13 protein-coding genes are annotated in these 12,734 nt (G+C 69.8%); 8 read left to right on the plus strand and 5 right to left on the minus strand.

Annotated features, from left to right (window positions below; all coding sequences use genetic code 11):
* Positions 1 to 24: 24 nt before the first annotated feature.
* Positions 25 to 846, minus strand: a complete 822-nt coding sequence (locus AXZ95_RS15875) for a class I SAM-dependent methyltransferase (protein ID WP_018191806.1) — start codon at positions 844 to 846, stop codon at positions 25 to 27.
* 69 nt (positions 847 to 915) lie between these two features.
* On the opposite strand from AXZ95_RS15875, the gene AXZ95_RS15880 reads away from it, so the two are divergent.
* Positions 916 to 1,665, plus strand: a complete 750-nt coding sequence (locus tag AXZ95_RS15880; protein WP_018191805.1) for a phosphoglyceromutase — start codon at positions 916 to 918, stop codon at positions 1,663 to 1,665.
* Positions 1,666 to 1,718: 53 nt separating this feature from the next.
* Positions 1,719 to 2,147, plus strand: coding sequence for a 2'-5' RNA ligase family protein (locus tag AXZ95_RS15885; RefSeq protein WP_018191804.1), 429 nt, complete (start codon positions 1,719 to 1,721; stop codon positions 2,145 to 2,147).
* A gap of 99 nt (positions 2,148 to 2,246) precedes the next feature.
* Here AXZ95_RS15885 and phoU read toward each other — a convergent pair whose 3' ends face one another.
* Complete coding sequence (gene phoU / locus AXZ95_RS15890) at positions 2,247 to 2,903, minus strand: phosphate signaling complex protein PhoU (RefSeq protein WP_018191803.1); 657 nt, start codon at positions 2,901 to 2,903, stop codon at positions 2,247 to 2,249.
* A 193-nt stretch (positions 2,904 to 3,096) separates the two neighbouring features.
* On the opposite strand from phoU, the gene AXZ95_RS15895 reads away from it, so the two are divergent.
* On the plus strand, positions 3,097 to 4,248 hold the full coding sequence (locus tag AXZ95_RS15895) for an ATP-binding protein (RefSeq protein WP_018191802.1): 1,152 nt from the start codon (positions 3,097 to 3,099) through the stop codon (positions 4,246 to 4,248).
* On the plus strand, positions 4,245 to 4,928 hold the full coding sequence (locus tag AXZ95_RS15900) for a response regulator transcription factor (protein WP_018191801.1): 684 nt from the start codon (positions 4,245 to 4,247) through the stop codon (positions 4,926 to 4,928). The genes AXZ95_RS15895 and AXZ95_RS15900 overlap by 4 nt, the downstream gene beginning before the upstream one ends.
* A gap of 90 nt (positions 4,929 to 5,018) precedes the next feature.
* Here AXZ95_RS15900 and AXZ95_RS15905 read toward each other — a convergent pair whose 3' ends face one another.
* On the minus strand, positions 5,019 to 5,525 hold the full coding sequence (locus AXZ95_RS15905; RefSeq protein WP_018191800.1) for a hypothetical protein: 507 nt from the start codon (positions 5,523 to 5,525) through the stop codon (positions 5,019 to 5,021).
* Positions 5,526 to 5,664: 139 nt separating this feature from the next.
* On the opposite strand from AXZ95_RS15905, the gene AXZ95_RS15910 reads away from it, so the two are divergent.
* The 4 genes from AXZ95_RS15910 (at position 5,665) to rlmB (ending at position 9,927) form a co-directional block, all read left to right on the plus strand.
* Positions 5,665 to 6,147 carry a CarD family transcriptional regulator gene (locus AXZ95_RS15910; protein ID WP_018191799.1) on the plus strand — a complete coding sequence of 161 codons (483 nt, stop codon included), beginning with the start codon at positions 5,665 to 5,667 and terminating at the stop codon, positions 6,145 to 6,147.
* Between the two features lie 87 nt (positions 6,148 to 6,234).
* A complete protein-coding gene (locus AXZ95_RS15915; protein WP_018191798.1) occupies positions 6,235 to 7,392 on the plus strand; it encodes a bifunctional 2-C-methyl-D-erythritol 4-phosphate cytidylyltransferase/2-C-methyl-D-erythritol 2,4-cyclodiphosphate synthase in 1,158 nt (385 codons plus the stop codon).
* Between the two features lie 88 nt (positions 7,393 to 7,480).
* Positions 7,481 to 8,914 (plus strand): cysteine--tRNA ligase, encoded by a 1,434-nt coding sequence (gene cysS / locus AXZ95_RS15920; RefSeq protein ID WP_018191797.1) that lies wholly within the window; start codon positions 7,481 to 7,483, stop codon positions 8,912 to 8,914.
* Positions 8,911 to 9,927, plus strand: a complete 1,017-nt coding sequence (rlmB, locus tag AXZ95_RS15925; RefSeq protein ID WP_018191796.1) for a 23S rRNA (guanosine(2251)-2'-O)-methyltransferase RlmB — start codon at positions 8,911 to 8,913, stop codon at positions 9,925 to 9,927. The genes cysS and rlmB overlap by 4 nt, the downstream gene beginning before the upstream one ends.
* 42 nt (positions 9,928 to 9,969) lie before the next feature.
* Here rlmB and AXZ95_RS15930 read toward each other — a convergent pair whose 3' ends face one another.
* Both AXZ95_RS15930 and ugpC read right to left on the minus strand, forming a co-directional pair.
* Positions 9,970 to 11,277 carry a DUF4032 domain-containing protein gene (locus AXZ95_RS15930; RefSeq protein WP_018191795.1) on the minus strand — a complete coding sequence of 436 codons (1,308 nt, stop codon included), beginning with the start codon at positions 11,275 to 11,277 and terminating at the stop codon, positions 9,970 to 9,972.
* Positions 11,278 to 11,378: 101 nt separating this feature from the next.
* The gene (ugpC, locus tag AXZ95_RS15935; RefSeq protein WP_018191794.1) at positions 11,379 to 12,473 is read right to left on the minus strand and encodes a sn-glycerol-3-phosphate ABC transporter ATP-binding protein UgpC; all 1,095 of its coding nucleotides are present in this window, start codon (positions 12,471 to 12,473) and stop codon (positions 11,379 to 11,381) included.
* Between the last annotated feature and the right edge of the window lie 261 nt (positions 12,474 to 12,734).

Raw genomic sequence — 12,734 nt, forward strand, 5'->3', positions numbered from 1 at the left:
GGGCTGCGCGAAGGGCCGCTTGCTTCAGGGGTTCGGCGCTACCGCATCCCACGCCACGGTCAGCTCGCCCAGCCGCCAGCGCGTCCGGCCGCCGACGACCGGCCAGCCCGCGTCCCGCATCCCCTGTGCCACGGCGATCCACCGCTGGCTCGGGCCGTAGGCGGCGAGGGGCGAGTGGATGCGCCACAGCCGGTCGAGCTCGGCCAGGAAGTCGTGCACGCGCTCGCCCGGAACGTTCCGGTGGATGAGTGCCTTCGGGAGCCGCTCGGCGGCGATCGAGGGGGTGTCCAGACCGCGGAGCCGCAGCGAGACGGTGAGCGTGCGCGGGCCGGCGGTGTCGAGCTCCACCCAGCTGGAGATGCGCCCGATCTCGTCGCAGGTGCCCTCGACCAGGATGCCGCCCGGCTGCAGTCGCGCGCGCATCCGCTCCCAGGCCTCGGCGACATCCGCCTCCCGGTACTGCCGCAGTACGTTGAACGCGCGGATCACCGCGGCACGCCGGCCGTCGGGAAGCGGCACCTCGAAGCCGCCCAGCGCGAACCGGATGCGCGCGTCCGCTGCGAAGCCCGTCCGGCCCTCGCGCACCGCGGCCAGCTGCTCGTTCGCCGTGCGCACCCGGCCCGGCTCGATCTCGAGGCCGACGACCTCCACATCCGGCCGCACCCGGGCCAGCCGCTGGTGCAGCTCCAGCGCGGTGACCCCGCTGGCGCCGTAGCCGAGGTCGACGACGACCGGGTCGGAGGTGCGGCGGAGCACCGGCTGCGCGGCGATCCAGCGGTCGACACGGCGCAGCCGGTTCGTGTTCGTCGTGCCACGGGTGACCGTGCCGACCGCACCGGAAGCCATGCCTCCATCCTGGCAGCGGGCGGGTCTCCGCCGCGCTCGCCGGCACCGGCGACGCGATAGATTGGGGGCATGGCCGCTCCCTACACCCTGATCCTCCTGCGCCACGGCAGCAGCGAGTGGAACGAGAAGAACCTGTTCACCGGCTGGGTCGACGTGCGACTCAGCGAGACCGGCGTCGCCGAGGCGAAGCGGGCGGGCGAACTGCTCCGCGACTCCGGGCTCGAGCCCGATGTGCTGCACACGTCCGTCCTGACGCGCGCGATCCAGACCGCGAACTACGCGCTCGACGTCGCCGACCGTCTGTGGATCCCCGTCGAGCGCTCCTGGCGGCTCAACGAGCGTCACTACGGCGCGCTGCAGGGCCTCGACAAGGCCGAGACGCTCGAGAAGTACGGTCCGGAGCAGTTCCAGCTGTGGCGTCGCTCGTTCGACGTGCCGCCGCCGCCGCTCGCCGACGACAGCGAGTTCTCGCAGGTCGGCGACCCGCGCTACGCGGGTCTGGGCGACGACCTGCCGCGCACCGAGTGCCTGAAGGACGTCATCGCCCGGATGCTGCCCTACTGGGAGTCGGACATCACGCGCGACCTCGCCGAGGGCAAGACGGTGCTCGTCACCGCGCACGGCAACTCGCTGCGCGCCCTGGTGAAGCACCTCGACGGCATCTCCGACGAGGACATCGCCGGCCTCAACATCCCGACCGGCATCCCGCTCGTCTACAAGCTCGGCGAGGACTTCACGCCGCTCGAGCCGTCGTACTACCTCGACCCGGAGGCAGCGGCCGCCGGTGCCGCCGCGGTCGCCGCGCAGGGCAAGAAGTAGCCACGACCAGCACCTTCGTCGTCGTCGCGTTCCTCCGGGGACGCGGCGACGACGTGTTTCCGGCCACGTTTCCGGCCGGCGACTGGCCGCTGCATGTCACCATCGTGCCGCCGTTCGACACCGAACTCGATGCGGATGCGGTCGCCGCGCTCATCCCGCGTGTTCCGCCCATCCCGGTCGTCGCTGCAGCCCGCGAGCGGTTCGGAGCCCACCGGACGGTTCCGGTGACGGTGCTGCGCGCCTCCGAGCCGCTGCATGCGCTGCACCTCGCGGTGGTGGATGCGCTGGAGGCCGCCGGCGTCGTCATCCGCGACCAGCGCCACCTGCGAGACGGCTACCGTCCGCACGTCACGGACCAGTCAGCCGGCCGTCTGCACCCCGGCGAGCACGCCCTCCTCGCGGAGCTCTCCGTCGTCGCCCGCGCTCCGCACTCCACCCGAACCGTCGCCGCGCGCATCCCCCTCGCGCCCCTCCGCCCCTGACGCCCCTGACTCAAGCCAACAGCTCCTGAGTTTTTCGCGCGAAACGCCGGAGCGCGAGGCGAAAAACTCAGGAGCTGTTGGCTTGAGTCGGGGAGTGGACTAGGAGGCGAGCTCGGGCGCCCAGTCGCCGGTGGCGAGGTACTGCACCTTTTTGGCGATCGAGACCGCGTGGTCGGCGAAGCGCTCGTGGTAGCGGGAGGCGAGGGTCGCGTCGACCGTGTCGACGGCCTGGCCCTTCCACGTCTCGCCGAGCACCTTGTCGAAGACGCTGATGTGCAGCTCGTCGATGTCGTCGTCGTCGTTGCGGATCTCGTCCGCGAGACGGAGGTCCTGCGAGCGGAGCAGCTCGGCCAGCTTCTGCGCGATCTGCACGTCGAGGCGCCCCATTTCGGCGAACGTCGACCGGAGGCTCTTCGGCACGACCTTGTCCGGGAATCGGTACCGGGCCAGCTGCGCGATGTGCTCGGCCATGTCGCCCATCCGCTCGAGCGACGCGCTGATGCGGAGCGCGCTCACGACGATGCGCAGATCGCGGGCGACGGGCTGCTGCCGGGCGAGGATCTGGATGGACAGCTCGTCGAGCAGCACCGTCAGCTCGTCGATGCGGTGGTCATTCGCGATGACGTCCTCGGCGAGCGTCACATCCGAGTCGTTGAACGCCTGCGTGGCGTTCTGGATGGAGCGGACGACCAGCTCGGCGATCTCGACGAGGCGGTCCTGAACTTCCGCCAGCTCCTGCTGGAAGACTTCGCGCATGGGGTGTGGTCCTTCCTGGCGTGCGCGGGCACGCGGGATGTCGGGGCCTTCTGACCCCGTATTGCATGTTCGCCGTGGCAGGTTAACAAACGGTGCCCCCTGGCTGAACACTGTCTAACGTACCCGCGAAAACACGCGGCCGGTGGCGGGATGCGTCCATGCGCGTGCATCGTGATCACCTACGCTTGGGGCCATGGACTCCACCTGGTTGGTGCTGCTGTCGCTGGGCCTGGGGCTCGCCGTCGGCGCCGGTTTCGTGTGGATCCTGCACATCGCCGCGCGACGCGGCCATCACGCCGCCGAGGTGGTCAACCCGGCGGTGCCGGACGGCGTCGACCAGGTGCTGGACGCGCTCGAGTCCGCCGGCGTCGTGCTCGACCCGTCCAACAACGTCATCAAGGCGTCGCCGGGCGCCCACGCCATCGGCCTGGTCTGGAACGGCGCCCTCGTGCACCCGCACCTCGTCGACCTGGTGAACCGGGTGCGACGGAGCGGAGAGTCGCTCACCGAGGAGTGCGAGCTGTCGCGCGGGCCGTTCGGCGACGCCGGCATCCATCTGAGCGTGCGCGTCGCCCGGCTCGGCTCGCGCTACATCCTGCTTCTCGCGGAGGACCGCACCGAGTCGTTCCGGCTGGATGCGGTGCGCCGCGATTTCGTCGCGAACATCAGCCACGAGCTCAAGACGCCGATCGGAGCCGTCAGCCTGCTCGCCGAGGCGCTCGACGGCGCTTCCGACGACCCGGAGCAGGTGCGCCGCTTCGCCCTGCGGCTGTCGGAGGAGGCGCAGCGTCTCGCCCGCATCACGCAGGACATCATCGAGCTGAGCCGGCTCCAGGCGACGGATGCGCTGGGCAACGCGACCGAGCTGTCCGCCAGCAAGGTCGTCAAGGCCGCCATCGATCAGAACCGCGTGGCCGCGGAGACCCGCAACATCGAGATCGCCATGCGCGGCGACAAGGACGCCCAGGTCATCGGCAACGAGAACCTGCTGGTCACGGCCGTCCACAACCTCATCTCGAACGCCATCCAGTACTCGCCCGACGACTCCCGCATCGGGATCGGCGTCCGCAACACCGGAGGCGTGGTGGAGATCGCGGTGACCGACCAGGGCGAAGGGATCCCCGAGGAGGACCTCGACCGGGTGTTCGAGCGCTTCTTCCGCGTCGACCAGGCCCGCTCGCGCAACACCGGCGGCACCGGGCTCGGCCTCTCCATCGTCAAGCACGCCGTGCAGAACCACGGCGGCGAGGTGCGCGTCTGGTCGCAGCCCGGCCGCGGTTCCACATTCACGATCCGGTTGCCCGAGGCATCCAGTGTCCGACCCCCGTTAGGAGACAACCAGTGACATCCATCCTGCTCGTCGAGGATGAGGCCTCGCTCAGCGAGCCGCTCGCTTACCTGCTCAAGCGGGAGGGCTACGAGGTGGAGGTCGCGGAGGACGGCCCGTCCGCGCTGGCCGCCTTCGACCGCGACGGCGCCGACCTCATCCTGCTCGACCTCATGCTCCCGGGCATCCCGGGCACCGAGGTGTGCCGCGAGATCCGCACCCGCTCGAACGTTCCGATCATCATGCTGACCGCCAAGGACTCCGAGGTGGACATCGTGGTCGGGCTGGAGCTCGGCGCCGACGACTACGTCACGAAGCCGTACTCGTCGCGGGAGCTGCTGGCGCGCATCCGTGCGGTGCTCCGCCGCCGCGTCGACGAGGAGGAGCAGCAGGATGACGGCGTGCTCGAGGCCGGAACGGTGCGGATGGATGTGGACCGCCACACGGTCGCCGTGAACGGCGCGGAGATCTCCATGCCGCTGAAGGAATTCGAGCTGCTCGAGCTGCTGCTGCGCAACGCCGGACGCGTGCTGACCCGTGGCCAGCTGATCGACCGGGTGTGGGGGAGCGACTACTTCGGCGACACCAAGACACTCGACGTGCACATCAAGCGCATCCGCTCGCGCATCGAGGAGAGCCCGTCGGAGCCGCGGATGCTGGTGACCGTGCGCGGGCTGGGCTACCGCTTCAACGCCTGAGGCGTCTCCCGGGCCGCTCGTCCCGAACACGAAGAAGCCGCCCCACGCGATGCGCGGGGCGGCTTCTGCTGTCTGGGGTGCCGCCGGTGATCAGCCCGCGGCCGGGAGGATGGTCGGCGGCACGAGGCTCGCATACTCGGGCAGCTGGCCGTCGAGCACCGGGACCTTGAGGTTGACGCCGGTCTGGTCGCCGTACTGGAAGTAGACGGGGAACAGGGCGCCGGGCTTGGTGGTGAACTCCGGGATGAGGACGTTGCCGGTGCCGCCGTTCTCCGGGTCCTGGCCGAGCTGCTTGACTTGGCCGGGCTGGACGGTGACGTACGCCGCGCTGGAGCTCTGGTCGCCGGCGCTGATGGCGACGCGGTGGCTCTTGGTGTCGGTGTTCACGAGGGTCACGACGAGATTGCCGACCGTTCCGTCTTTCGCGTCGGTGACGATGATCGCGTTGCGGACGTCGATCGAGCCGACATTCCCGCTCACGCCGTCGCTCGCGTCGTAGTGCTTCGTGGTGGCCTGTGGGGCGATGAAACCGCATCCCGCGGTGCCGAACGCGACGGCCAGGGCGAGGGCGACGGACGCCGCGACTCGAGCTTTCACTGAATGACCCTCCCGGTGATTTTCCCCTGCAACTCTATCCCATCCGGAGGGGTCGTCCGGGGCGTCGGGAGGCGTGAGGGCGAACCTTAGCACGTGCCTCATGTGGTATCCTATTCATTGCTGAAGGGACAACAAATCTATGCTTTTCGAGGTTGGCGAGACCGTCGTCTATCCGCACCACGGTGCCGCAACGATCACCGAAGTCAAGAAGAGAATCATCAAGGGTGAAGAGAAGCTGTACCTCAAGCTCAACGTGACGCAGGGCGACCTGACCATCGAGGTCCCCGCCGAGAACGTCGATCTGGTCGGTGTGCGCGATGTCATCGGCCGCGAGGGTCTCGACCGCGTCTTCGAGGTGCTGCGCGCTCCGTTCACCGAGGAGCCGACCAACTGGTCCCGCCGCTACAAGGCCAACCTGGAGAAGCTCGCTTCCGGCGATGTCATCAAGGTCTCCGAGGTCGTCCGCGACCTGTGGCGTCGCGACCAGGACCGCGGTCTCTCCGCCGGTGAGAAGCGCATGCTCGCCAAGGCCCGCCAGATCCTGATCTCCGAGCTCGCGCTCGCAGAGAAGACCGACGACGAGAAGGCCTCCAGCCTGCTCGACGAGGTGCTGGCCTCCTAGGCTCTCCCGACGAATTCGAAGGCCCCGTCGCTCCGTGCGGCGGGGCCTTCATCGTGCGCGGAGCGGGCCGCCGGGTACGCTCGACGCGTGGACAGCATCCCCGGACCGCGCGTCGCGGTCGTCGTCGTGGCAGCAGGATCGGGCACGCGCCTGGGCGCCGAGCTCCCGAAGGCTTTCGTGCCGTTGCACGGCCTGACGCTGCTCGAGCGGTCGCTCCATGCCGTCCGCGGCATGCGGCATGCTGTCGACCCGATCGTGGTCGTGCCGTCCGACCGTCTCGACGAGGCCGAAGCCCTGGCGCGGCGCGCGATCGGCGGCCCGGTGACGGTCGTGGCCGGCGGCGCGACCCGGCAGTCGTCCGTCGCGGAGGGGCTCGCCGTGGTGGATGCGCGAGCCGACATCGTCCTCGTTCACGACGCCGCCCGGGCGCTCGCGCCGACCGAACTGTTCGATGCGGTGGTGGATGCGGTGGTCGAGCGCGGATACGGCGTGATCCCCGGCCTGCCGGTCAGCGACACGGTGAAGCGCGTCGGTGACGACGGCCAGGTGCACGAGACCGTCGACCGTTCCGCGCTGTCGGCCGTGCAGACGCCGCAGGGGTTCCCGCGCGAGCAGCTGCTGGCGGCGTACGCGCTGGCCGAGAGCGACGAGACAGACGACGCCGGGCTCGTCGCCGCCGCAGGCTTCCGGGTGGATGTGGTGCCCGGCGACGCGCACGCTTTCAAGGTGACCACGCCGTGGGATCTGCGGCGGGCCGAGGAGCTGCTCACGGGATCCACGACGCCGAGGATCGGCAGCGGGAGCGACACGCACGCCTTCGACGAAGCCGCGGAACTGTGGCTCGCCGGGCTGCACTGGCCGGGGGAGCCGGGGCTCGCCGGCCACAGCGACGGCGACGCCGTGGCGCACGCGATCGTCGACGCGCTGCTGTCCGCCGCGGGGCTTGGCGACATCGGCGGGGTGTTCGGGACGGGCGATCCGCGGTTCTCGGGCGCCCATGGGGATGTGTTCCTCGCCGAGGCCCGGCGCCTCGTGGAGGAGGCGGGATTCCGGATCGGGAACGTGGCCGTCCAGGTGGTCGGCAACCGGCCGAAGTTCGCGCCGCGCCGGCAGGAGGCGCAGGAGCGCCTCTCGGCGATCCTCGGGGCTCCGGTGTCGGTCGGGGCGACCACGACGGACGGGCTCGGCTTCACCGGACGCGGCGAGGGGATCACCGCGCAGGCGACGGCGCTGCTCCTGGGCTGAATCCGTCCACAACCCGCGACAGGGCGAGGTTTTCCCCAACTCGGTCATGACGGAGCGACGGCCGGGGCGTGGCCCGTAGGCTTATGCCGTGACTCTTCGGCTCTACGACACCAAGGCGGGCGCTCTGCGCGACTTCGTCCCGTTGCGCGACGGCGAGGTCGGAATGTACGTGTGCGGGCCCACCGTGCAGTCGTCGCCGCATATCGGGCACCTGCGATCGGCCCTCGTCTACGACCAGCTGCGGCGGTGGCTCAGCTACCGCGGCCTCGACGTCACGCTGGTGCGCAACGTCACAGACATCGACGACAAGATCCTGGTCAACGCGGCGGCCGCGCAGGCTGCAGGGGGCAGCGAGGAGTGGTGGGCGCTCGCCTACCGCTTCGAGCTGGAGTTCAGTGACTCGTACCGCGCGATCGGTGTCCAGCCGCCCACCTACGAGCCCCGGGCGACGGCCAGCATCCCCCAGATGCAGGAGATCATCCAACGCCTCATCGACGCCGGTCGCGCGTATGCCGCGGCGGACGGCTCAGGCGACGTCTACTTCGACGTGAAGAGCTGGCCGTCCTACGGCGAGCTCACCCGGCAGAGCATCGACAATATGGAGGCCGCGGCCGACGCAGATCCGCGCGACAAGCGCGACCCCCGCGATTTCGCTCTGTGGAAAGGCCGGAAGGACGACGAGCCCGCCTCGGCGGCGTTCCCCTCGCCCTGGGGCGACGGGCGCCCCGGCTGGCACATCGAGTGCTCGGCCATGTCGCGCCGCTACCTCGGCCCGCAGTTCGACATCCACGGCGGCGGGCTCGACCTCCGCTTCCCGCACCATGAGAACGAGCTGGCGCAGTCGACGGCGGCGGGGGATGCCTTCGCGAACTACTGGGTGCACAACGGCCTCGTCAACGTGAACGGTCAGAAGATGAGCAAGTCGCTCGGCAACTCGGTCTACGCGGCCGATCTGCTTGGTGCCGCGCGTCCGCTGGTCGTGCGCTACTACCTCGGATCGGCGCACTACCGGTCGACCATCGACTACCACGACGGCTCGCTGAGCGAGGCCGAGGCCGCGCTCGACCGAATCGCCGGGTTCTTCGAGCGCGTGGAGCGGCGGCTGTCCGGAACCAGGTTCGCCGGGCACGGCGTCGAGGTCGTCCCCGACGCCTTCGCCGAGGCGATGGACGACGACCTCGCGGTGCCGCAGGCGCTCGCCGTGCTCCATGACACCGTGCGTTCAGGCAACGCGGCGCTGGATGCGGAAGACTTGGAGGCAGCGGCCACCGCGCGCGGGCATGTTCTCGCGATGACGGAGGTGCTCGGCATCAACCCGCTCTCGCCGCAGTGGCGGAGCGGGGGCTCGACCGCCGCGGACTCCGCGCTCGGCGAGCTCATCGGTCGGCTTCTCGCCGACCGGCAGGCGGCCAGGGCCGCACGCGACTTCGCCGCAGCCGATCGCATCCGCGACGAGCTGGCGGCGGCAGGAATCACCATCGAAGACACCCCGACGGGGTCGCATTGGAGCATCGGATCATGAAGAACTCGGGTGGAAAGCCCCGCGCCGGAGCGGTGCGCAAGAGCAAGAAGGGCGCCCAGGTCGGCACCGGCGGCCACGGCCGCAAGGCGCTGGAGGGCCGCGGCCCGACGCCGAAGGCGGAGGACCGCGACTACCACCCCGCGGGCAAGGCCAAGGCGCTGCGAGAGCGCGCGGCGGCGAAGGCTGCACGGAGCGGGCGCGACACCGCCCCCCGTGGCGCCTCGGGAGCCTCGCGTCGGGCGAAGAGCGGAGACGAGAGCGAGATCGTCACCGGCCGCAACTCGGTGCTCGAGGCCCTGCGGGCCGACATCCCGGCGTCGACCCTCTATGTCGCCGCGCGCGTGGAGTTCGACGACCGCATGAAGGAGATCCTCTCCATCGCGACGGGCCGGGCCATCCCCATCCTCGAGGTCATGCGGCCCGAGCTCGACCGCCTCGCGGGCCGCGACGCGGTGCACCAGGGCGTCGCCCTGAAGGTGCCGCCGTACGAGTACGCGCACCCCGGTGAGCTGCTCGACCGCACCCTCCGTTCGTCGGAGACCCCGCTGTTCGTCGCGCTCGACGGCATCACCGACCCGCGCAACCTCGGGGCGATCATCCGCTCGACGGCGGCCTTCGGCGGCCAGGGCGTGATTGTGCCGCAGCGCCGGTCGGTCGGCATGACCGCCGCGGCCTGGAAGACGTCGGCCGGGGCGGCCGCACGCACGCCCGTCGCGATGGCTCCGAACCTGACGCAGACGCTCAAGGAGTTCAAGAAGGCCGGAGTGTTCGTGCTCGGCCTCGATGGCGGCGGCGACGTCAGCCTCCCGGGCCTCTCGTTCGCCGACCGGCCCGTGGTGATCGTCGTCGGCAGTGAAGGCAAGGGCCTGTCCCGCTTGGTGACCGAGACGTGCGACGCCGTCGTGTCGATCCCGATCTCCGCAGCGACCGAGTCGCTGAACGCCGGCATCGCGGCGAGCGTCACGCTCTACGAGATCGCGAAGCTGCGCGCCGAGGCCCGCGCCGCGAAATAACGCGCGGCGTCAGACCTTGACGGCGTCAGACCTTCGACGGCGTCAGACCTTCGACCGCCAGTCGTCGTCGTCCTCGTCCTCGTCGTCCGCCGCGGCCCCGCTGCTCAGGACCGGGAGGCTGATGGTCTCGGTCGGCGGGGCGATGACGGTCGCCTCGTCGCGCCGGTGGCGCAGGATGTCGTTGATGTACGAGGTCAGGGCCTCCGCCAGAGGGACATCGCGTCCCTCCTTCTGCGACATGAACCAGCGGTGCTCCAGCAGCTGATGGAACACCTCCGCCGGCTCGAGCTTGCCCTTGAGGTCCGCGGGGATCGAGCGCACGACCGGCTCGAACACGCGCATGAGCCACTCGTGCGCCATGGCCTCCTCGTCGAGCCCCTCCTTGCCCAGGGTGGCCGCGTACGAGTCCAGGTCGTTGAGCAGGCGCCGGGCCTGGTTCTCGCCCGTGTCGAGGCCCGTCAGGCGAAGCAGGCGGCGCTGGTGGTGGCCGGCATCCACGACCTTCGGCTGGATGCGCACCTTCGTGCCCTCGTCCGACGTCTTGATCGCCAGCTCCTCGATGTCGAAGCCCAGCTCGTTCAGCCGCTCCACGCGCTCGCTGATGCGCCAACGCTCCGACGACGAGAACGACTCGCTGCCGGTCAGCTCCTTCCAGAGCTTCCGGTACGCTGCCACGATCCCGTCGGAGAGGCTGATCGGGTCGAGCTCCTCATCCACTCGGCCGCCGGCCTCCAGGTCCATCAGCTCGCCGGCGATGTTGACCCGCGCGATCTCGAGGTCGTTCTCGCGCTGCCCGTTGGAGAGGCCGCCCTCGTACAGCTGGCCGGTCTCCGCATCCACCAGGTAGGCGGCGAACGCGCCGGCGTCACGACGGAACAGGGTGTTGGAGAGCGACACGTCGCCCCAGAAAAAGCCGACGATGTGCAGACGCACCAGCAGCACCGCGAGGGCGTCGACCAGGCGGGTGGCGGTGTCCGGCCGGAGGGTCTGCGAGAACAGGGCGCGGTAGGGGAGCGAGAACTTGAGGTGCCGGGTGACGAGGGCCGCGTTCAGCGGGGTGCCGTTGTCATCGGTCCGGTTCTTGATCACGGCGACGGGATCGACGCACGGCACGTCGAGGCGCTGCAGCGTCCGCAGCATGTCGTACTCGCGCTGCGCCATCTCCGCGGTCGTCTCCTTGATCGCGATGACGTAGCCGGAGAGGTTGGCGAACCGCACCAGGTGGCGGCTGATGCCCTTCGGCAGGAGGGCGATGTGCTCGTTCGACCACTCCTCCAGCGGAATGTTCCAGGGCAGGTCGAGAAGCGCCGGGTCGACGGTCGCTGCGGTGATGTTGACGGATCCGGCCACGATGGTCCTCCGGTCGGTGGTGGGGCGGTGCTGGCTGGCGCAAAGCACTCTGCCGCAGCCCGATCCGGACTGCGGCAGAGTGAGGAATCGCTTCTTGGACCTTAGTCGACGACAGCTCCGCCGAGGCGCTCGCCCGACTCCGCGTGGAAGACGTGGACGTGGCCCGGCTTCGGGGTGATGTAGACCGTGTCACCCGCGTTCGGGTGGATACGGCCGTCGACGCGACCGACGATGTCGGTGCGCTTGCCGTCGACCTCGGAGTGACCGTACAGGTAGCCGTCCGCGCCGAGCTCCTCGACGAGGTCGACCGTGACCTTGAGGCCGGTGCCCTCGGTGTTCGACACGACGACGTCCTCCGGGCGGACACCGATGGTGACAGCCGAACCGGCGTTGGCGATGGTGTCGCGCTCGACCGGCACGACGGCCGAGCCGAACTTGACGCCGCCGTCGGTGACATCGGCCGTGAACAGGTTCATGGCCGGGCTGCCGATGAAGCCGGCGACGAACACGTTGTTCGGCTGCGCGTACAGGTCGCGCGGGGTGCCGACCTGCTGCAGGACGCCGTCCTTGAGCACCGCGATGCGGTCGCCCATAGTCAGCGCCTCGGTCTGGTCGTGCGTGACGTAGACGGTGGTGACGCCGAGACGGCGGGTCAGCGACGCGATCTGCGTGCGGGTCTGGACGCGGAGCTTGGCGTCGAGGTTCGACAGCGGCTCGTCCATGAGGAACACCTGGGGCGAACGCACGATCGCGCGGCCCATGGCGACGCGCTGACGCTGACCACCGGAGAGCGCCTTCGGCTTGCGGCCGAGGTACGGCTCCAGGTCGAGCAGCTTGGCGGCCTCGAGGACGCGCTGGGCGCGCTCCTCCTTGCCGACACCGGCGATCTTGAGCGCGAAGCCCATGTTCTCGGCGACGGTCATGTGCGGGTACAGCGCGTAGTTCTGGAACACCATCGCGATGTCGCGGTCCTTCGGCGGGACGTCGGTGACGTTGCGCTCGCCGATGAAGATGTTGCCGTCGTTGACCTCTTCGAGGCCCGCGAGCATGCGGAGGGACGTGGACTTGCCGCAACCGGAGGGACCGACGAGCACGAGGAACTCCCCGTCTGCGATCTCCAGGTCCAGTGCGTCCACGGCGGGGCGGGTCGATCCCGGGTAGAGCCGGGTCGCCTTGTCGTAGGTGACTGTCGCCATTTTCTTCTTTTCTCCTTCACCGGCAGGTACGTGCCGGACGATCCGTTGTGAATGGATGAACGTGGCGTCTACGTCCGATGGGCGCCGATGCCACGTGGCCATAATATGGCATCGGCGGACATGCTCATGACCGGAGCCCCACCCGGACGTGCGGATGCTCGCCGCAAGCGCAGTAACCCGCGCGTTTCCGCTGTACCCGCGCGTCCAGCCACCGTCTGGTCGATTCCCAGACAGCCGGTTTACGCTTTCCCGGTTGTGTGC

Source organism: Leifsonia sp. 115AMFTsu3.1 (genome assembly GCF_004362795.1).
Classification (GTDB): Bacteria; Actinomycetota; Actinomycetes; order Actinomycetales; family Microbacteriaceae; genus Leifsonia.